Genomic DNA, 17,743 nt, shown 5'->3' with positions numbered 1-17,743 from the left:
TTCTTTATTTCTAACGTGGTGCTTTTGCAGCCAGTCGCATCATGGACAGGCTTTTATTGTAGAGCCCAATCATGGTCTCAAATTCCATACGCGTTTCAGCAATTTTCATCATTTGATCCTCAACCACGACGCCATTGCCATCGAGCGTGGTCTCTGAATCGGGTGCTTTTTCAATATATGCACCAGCCACAAGTGAACCACGGCTTGCGCTTGCAGCGATGTGACCGGGATGCGTAACAGCCATCGCGCCAGCATTGGCCGGCCCGCCGGCACCCGCATTATTGCCAACTTTCCCCTTAGCCAGCGCGGCATTGAATGAAGATATATCAACATCCTTAGGGGTATAGCCGGGCGTAGACACATTGGAGACGTTTTGCGACAGCACTTTTTGACGTTCACCCAGCATGTCCATGCGCGCTTTCATCATTCCGAAGATGGGCATATTCATAGGGCCAGTCACGTATCGCACTCCTAAAAATCAATCGGCGCATCCGCACTGGGCAGAAACGACCTGTCTACTAGGCAGTTTCCACCCTTAAGGTTAAGGAGTTTTTAAAATTGTGAACAGTGATATTAACCACTCATTTACCTTCAAGACCGAAAAGTTAACAAGACCGTTTCAATTTGTTGGAATCGGTGCAATTGGGCATGCAAAAAGCATCTCGTTATAGACTGGTCAGACCATGGAAGAACTCATCCGCGCGACTGCTGCGCTTATATTTGTGTTGTCCATCATTCTAGGCATGGGCTGGGCTGCTCGCCGCTATGCCGGCCAGCGCGCCAATCTCATCAATAATCAATCTGATCTTCGCATCGTCGAATGGCGCGGCATGGATGCGCGCCGCAAACTCGCTGTTGTGCATTGGGATGGCCGCGAGCACCTCCTTTGCCTAAGTCAAACAGACCAAACCCTCGTGGCAAGTCGAGATGCGCCAAAACCAGAACCGACATCAACAGCAGAGAATACATCCGCTTCGCCCGTGCAAACGCCTAAAACACTTGTCGAGCAAATGGCCAATAGCATCAGCAAAATGACATCCCCCTCCAAACCGCCCCACTCCAAAACAACGGAGAAGCCATAATGCGCGCCCTCAAACGCTCGACCAAAATGATGGGCCGCGTCACGCTCCTATTATTAGGCACGCTATTGCTGGCCCCTGCGGGTATCGCTCAGGAATTTAATTTCGATCTGGGCACTGGCGCAGGCATGACGAGCGGCATTGTTGAAATGCTCGGCGTGATCACGATTTTATCCTTAGCGCCGTCAATTTTGGTGATGACAACAAGCTTTGTGCGTATTGTGGTGGTGCTATCTTTATTGCGAACAGCAATGGGGCTTCAACAAGCGCCGCCCAATGCGGTGATTATCTCGCTTTCCCTATTCCTAACCGCTTTTGTTATGGCTCCCACTTTTGAAGTAGCCTATAAGGAAGGGGTTGAACCTTTCATGGCCGAATCTATCGGATTGGAAGACGCGCTGCCGCGCGCTGCTGCCCCGATTAAAACCTTTATGGCCAAGCATGTGCAGGATGATGATCTGGCATTGTTTATGGGTATGGCAAATATAGAAACACTAGAAAGCGCAGAAGCAGCGCCATTTCAGGTGCTCGCGCCTGCATTCATGATATCCGAGCTGAAGCGCGCCTTTGAGATCGGGTTCATGATATTCCTCCCCTTCCTCGTGATCGACCTTGTCGTCGCGTCTATCCTGATGAGTATGGGGATGATGATGTTGCCGCCTGTGACAATCTCTATGCCGTTTAAGCTCATCTTTTTCGTGCTGGTAGATGGCTGGCGTTTATTGGCTGGATCACTTGTCGAAAGCTTCGTGGCTGGCCCGCCAGGATAACCTCCCCGAGTTGAACTTGACGCCCTATATGGAAGGTGCTCCCCTTTCTGTTGTTCTGTCAAAGCCTTTGACAGAACAACAGAGAATCTGGGGAAAAAAATGCAAAAATTTCTAAAATTAATATTGCCTGTAGCGGTCACTGGTCTGATTGCAGCGTGCGGCAACACGATACCAAACGAGAGCGCTTCCGCCACCAGCGCAGAACCTGAATGGTTCTTGCTAAGGCCAGAAATTGAAAAAGCCTATGGGTACAGCCATGGTGTGCGTATTGGCGATACCGTTAAAATTTCCGGTGCTGTAAGCATGGATGATCAAGGTGCGCCAACGGCGGTTGGTAATTTAGAACAACAGATGAAGAATAACTATTCTGATCTAGAAAAAGTCCTAGCTCATTTTGGCTGTAGTTTTGATGATGTTATCATCGAAGATGTCTTTACAACAGATATGGCCAAATTTTTGGAAGTCGCCGGTTACCGCGCTGAAATTTATACCAAACACTTCCCAACCGGAACATGGTTAGAAGTGCAAGGGCTGGCAATGCCAGAGTTTCTTATCGAAATTGAGATGGAAGCGCACGGGTGCAATTAACTCATTAACTCCACTTACTCAAAGCATAATAACATAGACAAGATGCTGAAAATAGCACGCTTGTCTATGTTGCAACACTCGTGAATACGAAACCAAAAACTTGTCCCGCTTCTTCACATTTACAGCAAAGATTTCGGCAAAGCTTCCATCTCTGTTTTCATGGCGTCAAACTCACCTTCAGTCGCCTCACTTGGCTTGGTCAGCAGACTCACACCAACAGCAACGATCAACGCGATCACAAAGCCCGGTACGATTTCATAAATGATTGAAGACAAGGATTGCCCATCAATTGTTATGGGCGCGTAGAGCCAGAATAACACGGTCAAAGCACCCGCAATCATACCCGCCAACGCGCCATTGCGCGTAAATTTACGCCAGTAGAGCGACAATAGGATAATCGGTCCAAAGGCAGCACCAAAGCCTGCCCATGCACTTCCCACCAAAGAAAGAATGCTGCTGGAGCGATCAAATGCGAGCACAATCGCCACCCCGCAAACCAACACAGTCGCAAGGCGTCCCACCATAACAAGCTCTTTTTCAGATGCATTGCGTTTCAGGAATGTCTTGTAAATATCTTCAGTCAGTGAACTAGACGACACCAATAATTGAGACGAAATCGTGCTCATGATTGCCGCCAGAATAGCAGCTAACAAGAATCCAGACACGAGCGGATGAAACAATGTTTGAGATAGCAGGATAAAGATCGTTTCTGAATCAGTCAGAGCTGATTGAAGCGCGTTTTCCTGAACATATGCCAAACCGATTATGCCAACAAACACTGCTCCGATCACAGTCACCAACATCCATGACATTCCAATATACCGCGCTGTTGCGATATCTTTCAAAGACCGGATCGCCATAAAACGCACAATGATATGCGGCTGCCCAAAATAACCCAATCCCCATGCCATAAGCGACACAACGCTCATGAAAGTTACGCCATCTGTCCAGCTAAAATAGCCTTCCAAATCAAGCGGCGCTGAGCCAGCAGGCTGCACAGTATTGGCCGCTGCAGCAATTTGTGTCTCCACACCCTGCATGCCGCCCACAAATTGATAGGCCACAATCGGCACGAGCACCAATGCAATGAACATGATACAGCCTTGCACAAAGTCTGTCAGGCTTACGGCAAGAAAGCCGCCAATCACTGTGTAAGCCAACACCACTCCAGCGGTAACAAACAGCCCCAGCTGGTAATCCATGCCAAAGCTTGCTTCAAATAATTTACCGCCCGCCACAACGCCGGCAGAGGTATAGAGGGTGAAAAAGATAATAATCACAAACGCTGATATTAAGCGCAATGCGTGGCTGGTATCATCAAACCTGTTTTCAAAGAAATCTGGGAGCGTAATGGAATCGCTGGCCAGCTCGGTATAAACTCGCAAACGCGGCGCAACGAACCTGTAATTTAGGTAAGCACCGATAACCAAACCAACGGCAATCCAAGCTTCGCTCACACCCGATAAATAAACCGCGCCGGGCAATCCCATGAGCATCCATCCGCTCATATCAGACGCACCAGCAGACAAAGCACCTACAGCGGGATGAAGTTGACGCCCTCCAAGCATGTACTCAGAAACGTTGCTCGTAGACTTTCTGTAAGCGTAAAAGCCAATCGCCATCATCAAGATGAAATAAGCACTTAGTGAAATAATCTCGTAGAAACTAATGGTCAAAACATAACTCTTCGGTCAAAATCTAAGTAAATTTAAGAATACCTCACCAAAAACGCAGCCACCTTATCTAGTCAAAAAAGCAGAACTGTTTCCTTGCTAAGGCTCTTCGAGGGGGTATGTACCGCATTTATTAGCGAAATAATCAAGGGATCTCTCCCAGATCTTTGCATCTGGTGTATCAATTAACACTCATATTCTGTCAGTTATCGAAAAAATCTCTACCAATCCCTGTCCCTGTTTAAGATAAATTCGACGATTACCTTGGAAATACTCTATGCAAAAAATTCTTCTCATTAATGGACACCAACCTTTCCCCTCCTCCTCAGGCAAATTGAACGAAGCCTTTGTTTCGCGTGCGCATCAGTTTTTTCAGGCTCAAAATAAGGATGTGCGCCGCGTCAATACTTCCCAAGCATGGGACATTGAGGAAGAAGTCAAAAATCAACAATGGGCAGATTTCATTCTGGTGCAATTCCCGTTAAATTCCATGGGAATGCCTTGGCCATTAAAACGTTATTTTGACGAAGTCTACACCGCCGGCATGGATGGACGTTTAGCCAAAGGTGATGGCCGAAGCCGCAAAGACGCCAGCAAACAATATGGCAGTGGCGGCCTTATGCAGGACACATCCTATATGTTGTCAGTGACGCTCAATGCGCCACTCACAGCTTTTTCCGATCCAAATCAAAGCCTGTTTGCAGGACGGTCACTTGATGAGCTACTTGCCCCTGTCCACATCAATTTTGCTTTCTTCGGAATGACTGCCAAACCCAGTTTTGCAGCTTATGATGTTAATAAAGGGCCGCAGATTGAAACTGACTTGAAGCGCTTCCAAACCCAATTGGAAAACCTTCTACCCTAAACCAGCTTTTCTCCGTTGCGGAAAAAAACGGCGCTTAGTGATCCACCAAGCGCCGCATTCTGGCAAACCTTCTAGGCTCTAATCATATGCACCTGCTGCATAGTGAAGCTCATAACTATGGCTATAAATTTCTAGAATATTGCCAAACGGGTCTTCCATATAAATCATGCGATATGGTTTTTCATTCGGGTAATAATAGCGGGGTGCCTTCATGCGTTTCTTACCGCCAGCCGCCACGATTTTTTCTGCTAATCCTTCCACATCAGGATCTTGGACGCAAAAGTGAAATATACCCGTTTTCCAGTATTCAAAATTATCCTCAGGATTCTCCTGATTTTTAAATTCAAACAATTCCACACCGATCCTGTCTCCCGTGGAAAGGTGGGCAATGCGAAATTTTTCCCATCCTTTTCCAAACACATCAGTGCACATCTCACCAATGGCTGAATCGTCCTCAATTATTTGCGTGGGTTTCATAATCAAATACCAGCCAAGGACTTCAGTGTAGAATTTCACAGCCGCTTCAAGGTCGGGCACTGAGATACCGATATGAGAAAAAGATCTTGGATATGTTTTGTTGTTATCAATGAGCATGGGGTGAACCTATATTGTGTGAAGAGCCAGACTATCCGCCTCATCACCTCCACAATACCGACCACGTTGCATTTTGAAAAATTATCAATTATTCTTATTTTGATAATTTTATTTTATGAGATGACTTGTTTATGCTCAACCCCGCATGGCTGCACACATTCAAAACACTTGTTGATATCGGCCATTTCACCAAGACAGCGCAAAAGCTAAATATGACCCAACCCGGTGTCAGTCAGCATATCAAAAAATTAGAAGACGCTTGTGGGCACGCCCTTATAAAACGAAATACTAAACGCCTTGAACTCACCGAACAGGGCCGGCAAATCTTTGAGTATGCAATCCAGCTTACATTAAATGAAACCAAGCTATTAGAAGCGCTCAATTATGATGACCCCCAAAAGGGTATTTGCAAATTAGCATGCTCAGGATCATTTGCATTAAAGCTGTATCCGCCTCTGCTCGAAATGCAGAAAACCCATCCAAAACTCTTTTTTGAATTAGAAGTCGCGCCCAATCACAAAATCCTTGCTGATGTGCTTGAGGGCCGAACTGATTTAGGCATTGTCACCCAAAATCCTACACAAAGCATGTTTGATGTCGAGAAGATTGGCCGTGAGCAATTGTGTCTAATTTTGCCGCGCGAAGTTGAAATCAATCCAAATATTGCAAAAACAATCAAAACTTTAGGACTAATTCATCATCCCGATGCCGCACACTATCTAACGCTCTATTTTGATTTATGCGGTGAAGCGGATTTAAAAACCCTCAAATTCGAAGACATTCCTAAATCAGGATATATCAATCAGCTAAGTCAGATCCTATTGCCGGTTTCAAAAGGGCTGGGTTTTACCGTTCTTCCCAAAAGCGCGTTGGATAATTTTGCAGAAAAAAACAAACTAAACGTTTTTAATCCCCCTCAAAATGTAGAAGAAACACTCTTTAGGGTGAAGGTCCGAGGCCGCCAATTGCCTGCCCGATATAATATACCTATCCAAGCAATTTGCGACATATGATAGGAGCGCTACCCAACACAAAAGCGGCGCTCAGTGATCAACTAAGCGCCGCTTTATTTTGTATTACGAAGTTCGCCTATTCGGCTTCTGCTTCTCCGGCGCGGAAATCAACATCCAATTCAGCCGCAAGATAGGTAAACACTGACCAAGCGGCTATATTTTGTTGTAGCTCGTCTTCATCAATTTTATCCAATGTATCATTTGGTGTGTGGTGATATTCAAAATAGTCTTCACCATTTTGATCCAAACGCCCCATAGGCACACCCGCCATCGCAAGCGGGATCATATCAGGACCACCGCCGCTTTCATTATCGCCGCGAATAATGCCAAGATCGGCAAGCTCACGCCCAATTGCATCCATAGCTGGCAAGGCGTCTGGACCAACATTTGATCCAAAACGCCAGACTTCACCAGCTCCAAAATCAGATTCTGATCCTATCACATGGTTTGCAAGTGTTTCATCTTCAATGCGGGCTACTGCATAGGCACGCGCACCGACCAATCCCACTTCTTCAGAACCAAACAAAACAACACGGATCGTACGGCGTGGATTTTCAGGCAAATTCGCAATCAACTTTGCCGCTGCCATTGTGATACCAACACCCGCACCATCATCAAGCGCGCCTGTACCAGTATCCCAGCTATCCAAATGCCCGCCAATAACAACAATCTCGTCTGGTTTTTCACGGCCAACAATTTCACCAATCACATTTCCAGACATGGATTTACCGCGCCATCCTGCAAATGTTTTCAGCTTGATTTTCATCACTTCACCAGATTTGGCAATGCGCTCAATCTGGTCTGCATCAGGATTGGACACTGACAATGCAGGGATTTTAGGGTGACGCCCTTCAGGGAAACTCATCATACCGGTGTGCGCAAAGCGATTGTTTGATGTACCAACAGAGCGAATGAATAATGCAGTCGCGCCGCGATCTTCTGCCATCACCCATGCATCACGGCGTTTACGATTAGCCCAGCCATATCCCTCGCCTGTGCGAGATGCCGTCATGCGGTCCCCAACAAACACAATCTTACCTGTCAGATCAGAAACCGTGTCTGCCTTCAGCGCATCATAGCTTGCAAAATAGACAACTTCAGCTTCGCTCCCCTCTTCTGGCGTGGCACCGCCCCCACCAAGCGAGATCGCATAAAGTGGCTGCGGGTAAGGCGCTGTTAGCGTCACTTCTTCATATACAGAATGTCCACGCGTCCATAAATCCAGCTCAAATGGCTCTTCCCGAACATTTTCAAAACCAAGCTCTTTTAGCTTTGCCATGCCCCATTCGCGTGCGCGCGCTTCTTGCGGCGTTCCGGCAAGACGTGGGCCGATTTGCGTCGTAAGGTCTTCAATTATACGAAAACCAAGATTGCTTTCTAAGGCTGTTGATTTGAGCGTTTGCGCTGTTTCAGCTATATCAGTAGGTATAATAAAAGGTGGCGCTGCCTCATCAGTTTGCGCGTGCGCACATGCAACGCTAGCAAAACTGACTGCACCTATAATAAGCGAACGTATCATTGAAGATCCCTGTAAAGCTAAGATTTTGCTTCACCATAAGGATAAGCACGGCGGAGGCAATCTACAGGCGTGTTTTTCCAGAAAAATCTTCCCCAAAACAATAAAGCAGCGCACGAACATAATCGCACACTGCTCTATCGCTGCTTCACACCACGATCTGTCTGGGTTGGGGGGAGACAAATCAGGCGTAATTAGGTTGGCTCTGTTATATTTCCTTATTATCGAGCCGAATTCTTATTCGTATAGTTTAGTCTTCCATGGACCATTCGATACGAAGCGGGTGCACAGATGCAACCTCAACTGTTTCATCAACGCCAACAAGCTTGCTTGCTTCTGTTGCAAAATCGTCTGACGAACATGCCTCAACGCTAACTGCGCCGATATTACCTTGGTCGTCCACTTTCACAGACAAATCACATGAACCAGCACGACTCTTTACACCCGCAGAATATGGGTAAGTGAGTTGGTGCAAGCCCGAAGGAGCGACTGCGCCTTCTACTTTAATTTCAAACGCCCGAGCTGGTGTGTCTCCAGCGGATTGCGCATTAGCAACCGGCATAACGCCTGCAGCTAACACGCACAGAATGATTGATGCGTGTTTCATGACAGTTTTATGACATAAACCGTCATGTTTGTCACTATAAAGATTATAGAAAAACACTCAAATCCACATAACATATTGTTTTTATTGAAAAGAAAAGTCTATACATTTGCTGTACGCCGCATAAAAAAGCCCTCCACAACCACTCTAATGTTAGTTATATATGCATGCCAGCCATCAAAATCTGACCTCAAAAATCATCAAAAAGGCGATTTACTCCCCTTAAAAGTGAATATTTCCAGACTTTCTAGCCGTGTTTTTTTGATCAGATTCGATTTTTGGGTCTTGCTCAATCCATATAAGGCGGTATCGCTGAGCGTATGAGCGAGCAAACACACAATCTTATCAATGCGAAAGCCAATTCCACCACAGCGACAGCTGAGGCAGAAGAAGTCATGGCGGCACAAGCGACACCATTAGAAGGCACACAATCTCCCAAAGACGAGAGCCTGTTTGAGCCCTATCATCCGATTTTCGCCAACGCGCCAAAATCTGTGAACTTCAAGAAAACGCGCAAAGCAATCGTGCGTCAGACCAAAGAAGTCATTGAAGAATTCAAGCTCATCCCCGAAGACGCCAAAAAGCGTGAGACACCCTATAAATGGATGGTGTGTTTATCCGGCGGAAAAGACAGCTACACCTTAATGGCGGCCCTGCTCGATCTAAAATGGCAAGGCGCTTTGCCCGTTGATCTATTGTTCGTCAATCTGGATCAGGGCCAGCCCGGTTTTCCCAAGCATATATTGCCAGATTACCTGACAAGCCTTGGTGTCGATTATCGCATCATCACCGAAGACACCTATTCCATCGTCAAAGAGAAAACGCCGGCCAAAGCCACTTATTGCGCTTTGTGTTCGCGTTTGCGTCGCGGCATCCTCTATAATGCAGCCCGTGAAGAAGGATGTGACGCCATCGTGCTAGGCCATCACCGCGATGACGCGCTTGAAACCTTCATGATGAATTTATTCCATGGTGGACGCCTCGCTTCCATGCCGCCAACCTTGCTTAATGATGAAGGCGATATCAAAGTCCACCGTCCGCTGCTGCACTGCGCCGAAAGTGATATTGAGCGCTTTTCCAAAGCGATGAATTTTCCAATCATCCCGTGTAATCTCTGCGGCACGCAAGAAGGCTTGCAGCGCAATGCCATGAAGCAAATGCTAAATGAGTGGGAACAAAAAGCCCCAGGCCGCCGCCAAACCATGTTCCGCGCCCTCAAAAACGTGCGCCCCAGCCATCTGGCCGATAAATCCATCTTCGACTTCATGGACCTACAACCCACCCCACCAAATGAGGACGGGCTATAGGGTTTCCCCGACTTGCTAAATAGAGCTTTGATAGCAGTATTACGGCCTTTAATTTGGGGAAAGAATATACATGGGCAAACTAAATTGGACGCATTTTGCAGCAGCTTTGGCCTGTAATATTGTTTATAATCTAAACACAATTACATCGCTCAAACCGAGTGCTTTCAATCAATTGTTACATGTACGTTTGGGAAGCAATATTGTAGGATCAACATTTGTCGACCTAATAACAATCTGCGTTGGTATAATTGGACTTATCGCTTTGGGCTGGATACTCAAAACGGCTTGGAACAAGATCGGTAAAAACTTCGTCCAGAACGAGTATGAATTATCCCTGTCAGAAGGCGCATTTCTCGCAGTACTGCTTAACACACTGTTTTAACAAATCCTCCAGCACGTTTACACACAAGCAATTCACCCCACCAAATGAGGACGGGCTTGAAAGGTAAATGTCTATTTTTGGCCCTAAACAGTCGTTCGACAACGTTAGCTTTTTTGTAAATTACAGGCAGTCCTCAACTGGGATGCTGCCCCACATATTTTCCTCTAATCTCAACTCAAATTCATCAGGTGCATCACATTCTTGCCTTACATAAGGAACCGTTCCGCTTGAAAGGTTAAATATGTCACCTTCCAATGAACTTACTAACCCCATCAAGCTATTTGATAAAATAGTACATTTAAAATCTCCGCCTTTGATACCCGAAAGCGGATTATAGGTATTTGCCCCATACTTAAAACAAATTCGCGGAGTTGCTTCAATTTGTTCAGGACCTCCATTCTTACCGAAATCCCGTTTTTCGAGTTTCCATTGCGCCGGAAGGGAAACTTCATTTCCACCATACCATAGCCAAGATCTTTCAGGAGTTTCGTAGTAGGTAATTTGAAATTTGTGATCAGGATCAAATGACAAATATGTTGTACCAACTTTAGGGTAGTCTGGAAAAATTTGCTGCAATACCTTTGTACGGGCTGCCAATTGTTGTTTTATTTGATTGAGATCATAGTTGGGTATGGTTGGTACCCAAATATCTGGTTTATATGTTGAGGTTGCTTTGTTTTCAGCGCAAGCAACCAATGCTATTAGTGCTGTTATGGTAATACAAAATTCTTTGTAACGCATAATCACCCCCAGTTTATTACGTTTAGTACTCTTATAGACAATTCAGTTTTCATCTTCAAGAATTCAACGCCGCATAGTAAAAAAGCATCATGAAAGTAAGAATAGCATTGCTGACGTGAGTGTCGCCTTTTGGCGAATATGAGACTCTTTATCCTCTTCGCAATTCAACATATCTTTACCTTAGTTTGCCAATGAATAGGCCTAAAATGGACTGGTCGGGGGAGATGGCCAGCCTTAAAATGGCGAGGCCTATATGTCCCTTCTTGTTTATTATGATGGTGAATGTCCATTTTGTAATCGCTATGTGAAATTATTGCGATTGAAAGAGTCTGCCGGTGGTGTAAGCCTGATTGACCTACGTGAAAGCCCCCAACAACGTCAGGAATTGATTGATCAGGGTTTTAATCTTGATCTAGGCATGGTCGTTGAAACAGATGGTCGCCGCGTGGCAGGTGATGACGCCGTCAACATGCTGGCCATGCTCTCCACCCCGTCCACTTTCCTAAACCGCGTCAATAAAGCTGTATTTTCATCGCCCTTATTAGCGACACTTCTATATCCGCTATTGCGCGCTGGTCGATGGCTCACCTTGTTTATCTTGGGCCTTGGTCAAATTATGCCAGATGATGATGGCGCACGCGCCCGCGCCACAATATTTGGCACGCTATTCTCGCTTTTCTCATTCTATCACTTCTTCAATTACGCATTAGAATATATGCGTTTTCCGCCGCAAATTGATATGATTGCCATAGCAATTTGCGCAGTGGCTTTGTTTTTCAGGCCCGCCTCATCTCGGCTATTATTCCTGCTCATGCTGGTCAGTACTGTGAGCGCCATTCTTCAAGCTCCAATTACATCCAATCACACCATGGTGCGAAACATGGTTCTACTTGGATACTGGGTCTCGTTTTTCTATACGATGATAAGAGGCCTGAAATGGTCTGATATTTTCACCAATTTCGCGCCCGCCGGTCAGGGTGCGCTTTTGGTCATGTATGTCTTTGGGATCTTCCATAAAATCAATACAGGCTTTTTAAATCCTGAAACCAGTTGCGCCGTCGCGCTATGGCGACAAATGCCCATGCCGCTGAATGCCATTGATATTCCTGCCATGCATTATCTGGCTATATACGGGACTTTCATTGTCGAGGGCGGGATTATCCTGATGCTATTCTCAAGGAAATTGCGCCATATCGGTATCGTATGCGGCATCCTGTTTCACACTCTTTTGGCGTTTAGCAATTACGCCATGTATATCTCGTTCACGACGCTTTCCATCGCTTTGCACTGCCTTTTCCTGAATGAAGAAAGCGCCCGTAATATTCGTGATTCAAAAATGATGACAGCCTTCACAAAGCGCATGCGGGATCCCGTCTATATTCTCGCGGCGGCCATCTTAGTTGCGTTGCTATTTTATGTTGGCATGTCGCGAAATTATACGCTCGTCACTCTTATGGCTTTGCCGCTTATTATTCCATTTTGCGTCAATATCATCCGGCATGGCAGTTCAACCAAGCCGCTTCTTGCAAAAGGTCACCGCGTCACACCTCTCATCATTGGAACCATTGTAACCACGCTTTTCTTTCTCAATTGTACAATGCCCTATTGGGGATTAAAAAGCGCACAGACAATCAACATGTTCTCAAACCTTCGCGTGGAAGGCGGCATCAATAATCATTTAATTATGAAACACATATCCGCGCCCTTTGGGTATCTGGACGATGTCGTCACGATTGAAAAAGCCCAAGGCCCACAGGCAAACATAACAACGGATTTAGATCAGCACGGCATGGTCTATTATGATCTACTTGCACATTTAAGCGATAATCCAAACCTTGTTGTGACATATACGCGAGACGGAAAAATCTACGAAAATATGAGTGCGGCAACGCTCGCAGATGATATTCAACACACGCTCCATCCCGCATGGTTTCGAAAGTGGTTTCATTTTCAACGCGTCAACTTAAAAGAGCCAATTACCTGCGCATATTAAAGCGGATATCTCAAAACTTATCCCCGCCCCTCAAATAACACCTCATACTTATCTCATCTTCTCACAGGTGGACGGAACGCGGCCGTGGTGTTTTGTGGGAAGACTGATGGCTTGGAGAATGAGCCAGCGAACAGTGCAGGATGATGGTTGAGTGATTTGTGAGACTCAAACATAAGATTGCGCCAAAAACTGGTCAGATCGGGTCAGCACGCGGCGTGCAGACCCGCCAAGCGCAGGATCGCCAATAGATTACCCACAACGCGAGGCGTGGGCATAGGTTTATGGTCCCTTGTTTAGAAGTAGTCTAACCTGCGATAAATCATCAGACGGAGTGCACTCTTTAGAGGCACATTTACCGCTAGCTTTTGCTAGCTATTACGCCAACGAAGTGTGCACTCTGTTGTCCACTCATTTATAACTTTGCATGGAAACATGGCGAAGATAATTGCGCATCTTGCATCCGTTCATGTCGTCAACGTCGGGTAAACACACTACTTCGTTTATTCATTAATTATTTAATGTCTCCAATTAATATCGCCTGAATAGATATTGACGGAGATCATCTTGAAAAACCTTTTTTCTCGCCTTAGTGCCACATCAGCACTCGTAACTTTATCGGCGGGTGTGTTAGCCGTTTCAATGTTTGTTGTTGGTGTAATTTTGTACCAAGTCGCCTTAGGGCAAGCACAAACATCAGCTCAGGAAAAACAAGAAATCAATTTGCGCGTTGCCGCAACCCTCATGCAAGAGCGCGTTGAAGGCACGAAAGTCTCCTGGAATCCTTCAGGAAACGTCACGAAAATTCAACTCGATGCCATCCCTGAATTCACACAGCATGGCCTGATCGACTCAATTGGTAGAATGACTGGCGAAACAGCAACTGTGTTTGCGTGGGACCAAAAAACACAAGATTTCTGGCGGAAAACAACCAACATTATCAAAGACGATGGTAACCGCGCCGTTGGCACACCACTTGGCAAAAAAGGCGCTGTTTATTCGGTTGTCACCAAAGGCGAAACCTTTTTTGGCGAAGCAACCATTCTCGGCAAAGACTATTTCACAGTCTACAAACCCATTTTTAACAACAAAAGCAACATCATCGGCATACTTTATGCCGGTGTTGAAAAACAAGCGGTACACGCCAATGTTTGGGAATTGATGAACCGCTATACAATGCTGGCTCTTCCCGTTGTTGGATTGTCGGTTTTGTTGCTAATTTTTGCAATCAAACATCAATTTCGTCCTGTCACGCGACTAGCGGAAATCACAAATCAGATCGCACAAGATAACATTGTGGACGACATCCCATACACAGACCGTACCGATCAAATTGGTCTCCTTGCTCAATCTGTCAGCAGTTTGAAAGCAAGATCTATTGAGCGTTTGGCAATGGAAGAAAATCAACGTCAATCGGAAAACAATGCCAGCCAACGCCAACAAATGGTTCAAGATCTTATCGCAAGCTTCCGCAGCAATATCTCAACTTTCCTTAACTCCGTTGACGAAACAGCAGGTGGTCTAAAAACAACTGCTGGACGCCTATCCGACCTGACTGGTTTGAGTGCAACAAGTGCTCAAGAAACTTTAAACTCTGCCGATGATGCCACTTCAAGTGTGCAAAATGTTGCCAGCTCAGCAGAAGAACTCTCTGCCTCTATCGGTGAAATATCGCGCCAAGTTGCTCAAACCACTGACGTGGTGAACCGCGCAACTGAAGGCACAAGAAACACAAACACCAAAGTTGCTGGCCTTGCTAATTCGGCATCTAAAATTGGTGAAGTCATTGTCCTAATTCAGGCAATTGCTGAACAAACAAACCTACTTGCACTGAACGCAACCATTGAGGCAGCCCGTGCAGGAGAAGCCGGTAAAGGCTTTGCTGTCGTTGCAACGGAAGTTAAAGAACTTGCAACTCAAACTTCTAAAGCAACTGAGGAAATTAGTTCTCAGATTTCGGAAATTCAATCAGCTTCCAAAGAATCAGCAGACTCCATTGCGCAAATCATGACGATTATGGAAGAAGTGAACACTTACACCTCAAACATGGCAAACGCAGTGAATGAGCAAGGGTTTGCAACAAATGAAATTTCGGAAAATGCTCAAAAGGCAGCACAAGGAACAACATTTGCGTCCTCACGCATGTCCGACCTTTCAAATTCTGTGAAAGAGACATCAGAATCTTCACACGAAGTGCTGAATGCCTCCAGTCTTTTGTCCACACGTACAGAAGAACTAAAACGCGAAATTGAAAACTTCTTGGACAAAGTCGCCGCAGCGTAATCTCGAATAAAGCCCAGAACACTTCCAACACAACCTCTTTCATCAATTTGGTCGCGTAGATATCCTACATCTGATGAAATAGTTTATTCTTAGCAAGTCAGGAGATACTTTACGTGTTTCCTGACTTCTATTTTTACAGGTCACCTGCGGCTCACTCTGTCTTTCAGTCTTTCTTTTGTCCTAATTCCGGCGTCTACTCTTTTTTGGAGTAATATTTTTATGAGGGACAAAAATATGAGACTTTCAAAATGGCTTATAGCAAGCGCTTTAGCACTGAATACAACATATTTTGCGACAGCTTCCGCAGATGAAGTTTGGCAAACCCCTATCGGGAATGTCATTTATGCTGACGAGATCAATGAATATGCCGTCTTACACTTCCCTACTATGCGCGAAGATGTGTTTGGCATTGCCTATATTAAAGACTTGGCAGGCAATTACGACAATCGTGATCAAACTTTTGAAGGCTATTGGGTCGAGCCGATTTCAGGCGCAAGCACAGTATGTGATGTAGGTATAGTCGACGAAACCGGCGACACTTATCACAGCTGGGGCCGTTTAAAGATGGTTTTTACCGAAACCGCTTTTCCCTCAGGCTGGGTTGCTCTTCGCGGCGAATGTTTCGATGAACCAAATGATGCATTGGCGGGCAAGCCAATCATCGGCCCAATCGAGATTCAGGAAACAAAGTTGGAAACCCAATAGCTGCCACCCAAAAAAAGGACAGACAAAACTGCCAGTCCTTTTTCTGTTGATATTTGGAACGGACCTTATTTCGCCGCGATCGCAGCGCGCACACCCGCTTCATAAGCGGCATCCACACGGCCAAAGTGTATCATCTGACGTTCGACAATTTCAGTTGGAACACCTTCCATCGCATCAGCAATATTGCTGAAAAGGCGTTGTTTCTGACCGTCGTCAAATAGATCAAACAAGTCTTTAACCTGACGATAATCATCATTACCGTCGCGGTGATCATATCTATCCGCATCACCGCTCAACTTTAATGGAGGTTCAGCAAAGCTTGGTGCTTCTTTTGCCGATCCCGACACAGAGTTTGGCTCATAATACGCATCTGGATTACCCGTTTTGGGTCCGTGATAATTCATGCTTCCGTCTTTGTGATAGTGATGCACAGGACATTTTGGCTGGTTCACTGGAAGGCTCTCATAATGCGTACCCAAGCGATAACGGTGAGCATCTGCATATGAGAAAATACGCGCTTGTAGCACTTTATCGGGAGAGAAACCGATACCTGGAATGATATTTGATGGGCTAAATGCAGCATTTTCAATTTCTGCAAAATAGTTATCCGCATTACGGTTTAGTTCCATTACACCTACATCCATCACAGGGTAATCACCATGTGGCCAAACTTTTGTAAGATCGAAAGGATTATACCAAGTTTTACCAACATCTGATTCCGGCATGATTTGCACTTTCACATCCCATTGCGGGAAGTTACCTTCTTCAATCGTGCCAAACAGTGCTTCTTGATAACCTTCACGTGTCTGACCGATTTTCTCAGCAGATTCTGCATTGGTGTAAAATGTGTGGCCTTGACGTGTTTTGAAGTGGAATTTCACCCAGAAACGCTCATTATCAGCATTGATAAAACTATAAGTATGCGAACCATATCCATTCATATTCATTGGCGTGGTTGGGCAACCGCGATCAGACATCAAAATCGTCACTTGGTGCAAGGATTCGGGAGATAAACTCCAGTAATCCCACATCGCCGTATTGCTTCTTAAATTGGTCCGAGGGTGGCGCTTTTGTGTGTGGATGAAGTCAGGAAATTTTTGTGGATCACGAATAAAGAAAACAGGTGTGTTGTTTCCAACTAAATCCCAATTTCCTTCTTCTGTGTAGAATTTAGTCGAAAACCCACGCACATCACGTTCATTGTCCGCTGCGCCTGCTTCACCGGCGACAGTAGAAAAACGAGAAAGAATTGGAGTTTGTTTTCCAACCTCACTGAAGATTTTTGCTTTGGTGTATTTGGTAATATCATGCGTAACGGTAAAAGTGCCGTGTGCACCCCAGCCTTTGGCGTGTACGACGCGTTCAGGAATACGTTCGCGGTTCTGATGCGCTAGTTTTTCTATCAATTGATAGTCTTGCATCAACACAGGACCGCGCTCTCCAGCAGTCAGTGAATTTTGGTTGTCAGAAATTGGATTTCCGGCAGTCGTTGTTTGGTATGGGCATTTATTCGTCATTTTTCTCTCCAAATTATTTCAGGAACATGACTATTCAGATGCGTACTCAACGTCTCATTTCAATTACGCTGAGATTTATAACGTACATCATTTTCAAGGAACTTACCCTGTTTATA

Annotated in this window: 17 protein-coding genes; 10 read left to right on the top strand and 7 right to left on the bottom strand. The window is 45.6% G+C overall.

What is annotated here, in order from left to right; genetic code table 11:
• Positions 1-10 precede the first annotated feature (10 nt).
• A complete protein-coding gene (locus AC5EF3_RS04960) occupies positions 11-460 on the bottom strand; it encodes a flagellar basal body rod protein FlgB (RefSeq protein WP_015826404.1) in 450 nt (149 codons plus the stop codon).
• A 223-nt stretch (positions 461-683) separates the two neighbouring features.
• Here AC5EF3_RS04960 and AC5EF3_RS04955 point away from each other — a divergent pair, with 223 nt between their 5' ends.
• The 3 genes from AC5EF3_RS04955 to AC5EF3_RS04945 all read left to right on the top strand — a co-directional run bounded on the left by AC5EF3_RS04955 (position 684) and on the right by AC5EF3_RS04945 (position 2,437).
• Positions 684-1,082 (top strand): FliO/MopB family protein, encoded by a 399-nt coding sequence (locus AC5EF3_RS04955; RefSeq protein WP_493547240.1) that lies wholly within the window; start codon positions 684-686, stop codon positions 1,080-1,082.
• A complete protein-coding gene (fliP, locus tag AC5EF3_RS04950; protein WP_493547239.1) occupies positions 1,082-1,849 on the top strand; it encodes a flagellar type III secretion system pore protein FliP in 768 nt (255 codons plus the stop codon). The genes AC5EF3_RS04955 and fliP overlap by 1 nt, the downstream gene beginning before the upstream one ends.
• A gap of 99 nt (positions 1,850-1,948) precedes the next feature.
• Complete coding sequence (locus tag AC5EF3_RS04945; protein ID WP_493547238.1) at positions 1,949-2,437, top strand: RidA family protein; 489 nt, start codon at positions 1,949-1,951, stop codon at positions 2,435-2,437.
• Positions 2,438-2,556: 119 nt separating this feature from the next.
• On the opposite strand, the gene putP is transcribed toward AC5EF3_RS04945, so the two are convergent.
• Positions 2,557-4,062 (bottom strand): sodium/proline symporter PutP, encoded by a 1,506-nt coding sequence (gene putP / locus AC5EF3_RS04940; RefSeq protein ID WP_493547307.1) that lies wholly within the window; start codon positions 4,060-4,062, stop codon positions 2,557-2,559.
• A gap of 325 nt (positions 4,063-4,387) precedes the next feature.
• Here putP and AC5EF3_RS04935 point away from each other — a divergent pair, with 325 nt between their 5' ends.
• Positions 4,388-4,975, top strand: coding sequence for an NAD(P)H-dependent oxidoreductase (locus AC5EF3_RS04935; protein ID WP_493547237.1), 588 nt, complete (start codon positions 4,388-4,390; stop codon positions 4,973-4,975).
• Positions 4,976-5,053: 78 nt separating this feature from the next.
• On the opposite strand, the gene AC5EF3_RS04930 is transcribed toward AC5EF3_RS04935, so the two are convergent.
• On the bottom strand, positions 5,054-5,569 hold the full coding sequence (locus AC5EF3_RS04930) for a lactoylglutathione lyase family protein (RefSeq protein WP_493547236.1): 516 nt from the start codon (positions 5,567-5,569) through the stop codon (positions 5,054-5,056).
• Between the two features lie 131 nt (positions 5,570-5,700).
• Between AC5EF3_RS04930 and AC5EF3_RS04925 the strand changes: the two genes are divergently transcribed.
• Entirely contained in the window at positions 5,701-6,582 is an 882-nt protein-coding gene (locus AC5EF3_RS04925) for a LysR family transcriptional regulator (RefSeq protein WP_493547235.1), read from the top strand.
• A 76-nt stretch (positions 6,583-6,658) separates the two neighbouring features.
• On the opposite strand, the gene AC5EF3_RS04920 is transcribed toward AC5EF3_RS04925, so the two are convergent.
• Complete coding sequence (locus AC5EF3_RS04920) at positions 6,659-8,101, bottom strand: M28 family peptidase (RefSeq protein ID WP_493547234.1); 1,443 nt, start codon at positions 8,099-8,101, stop codon at positions 6,659-6,661.
• A 247-nt stretch (positions 8,102-8,348) separates the two neighbouring features.
• On the bottom strand, positions 8,349-8,705 hold the full coding sequence (locus tag AC5EF3_RS04915; RefSeq protein WP_015826396.1) for a hypothetical protein: 357 nt from the start codon (positions 8,703-8,705) through the stop codon (positions 8,349-8,351).
• A gap of 392 nt (positions 8,706-9,097) precedes the next feature.
• On the opposite strand from AC5EF3_RS04915, the gene ttcA reads away from it, so the two are divergent.
• Positions 9,098-10,009 carry a tRNA 2-thiocytidine(32) synthetase TtcA gene (gene ttcA, locus AC5EF3_RS04910; RefSeq protein ID WP_493547306.1) on the top strand — a complete coding sequence of 304 codons (912 nt, stop codon included), beginning with the start codon at positions 9,098-9,100 and terminating at the stop codon, positions 10,007-10,009.
• 70 nt (positions 10,010-10,079) lie between these two features.
• Positions 10,080-10,391, top strand: coding sequence for a hypothetical protein (locus AC5EF3_RS04905; protein WP_493547233.1), 312 nt, complete (start codon positions 10,080-10,082; stop codon positions 10,389-10,391).
• Between the two features lie 120 nt (positions 10,392-10,511).
• On the opposite strand, the gene AC5EF3_RS04900 is transcribed toward AC5EF3_RS04905, so the two are convergent.
• Positions 10,512-11,132, bottom strand: coding sequence for a hypothetical protein (locus AC5EF3_RS04900; protein ID WP_493547232.1), 621 nt, complete (start codon positions 11,130-11,132; stop codon positions 10,512-10,514).
• Between the two features lie 253 nt (positions 11,133-11,385).
• Here AC5EF3_RS04900 and AC5EF3_RS04895 point away from each other — a divergent pair, with 253 nt between their 5' ends.
• The 3 genes from AC5EF3_RS04895 to AC5EF3_RS04885 all read left to right on the top strand — a co-directional run bounded on the left by AC5EF3_RS04895 (position 11,386) and on the right by AC5EF3_RS04885 (position 16,110).
• Positions 11,386-13,125, top strand: a complete 1,740-nt coding sequence (locus tag AC5EF3_RS04895; RefSeq protein WP_493547231.1) for a DCC1-like thiol-disulfide oxidoreductase family protein — start codon at positions 11,386-11,388, stop codon at positions 13,123-13,125.
• Between the two features lie 564 nt (positions 13,126-13,689).
• Complete coding sequence (locus AC5EF3_RS04890; protein ID WP_493547230.1) at positions 13,690-15,405, top strand: methyl-accepting chemotaxis protein; 1,716 nt, start codon at positions 13,690-13,692, stop codon at positions 15,403-15,405.
• 234 nt (positions 15,406-15,639) lie between these two features.
• On the top strand, positions 15,640-16,110 hold the full coding sequence (locus AC5EF3_RS04885; protein WP_493547229.1) for a hypothetical protein: 471 nt from the start codon (positions 15,640-15,642) through the stop codon (positions 16,108-16,110).
• A gap of 65 nt (positions 16,111-16,175) precedes the next feature.
• On the opposite strand, the gene AC5EF3_RS04880 is transcribed toward AC5EF3_RS04885, so the two are convergent.
• The gene (locus AC5EF3_RS04880; protein ID WP_493547228.1) at positions 16,176-17,627 is read right to left on the bottom strand and encodes a catalase; all 1,452 of its coding nucleotides are present in this window, start codon (positions 17,625-17,627) and stop codon (positions 16,176-16,178) included.
• Positions 17,628-17,743 lie beyond the last annotated feature (116 nt).

Source organism: Hirschia sp., assembly GCF_058892565.1.
The sequence above is the reverse complement of the archived record's forward strand: the minus strand, read 5'-3'. Positions and strand labels throughout refer to the sequence as shown.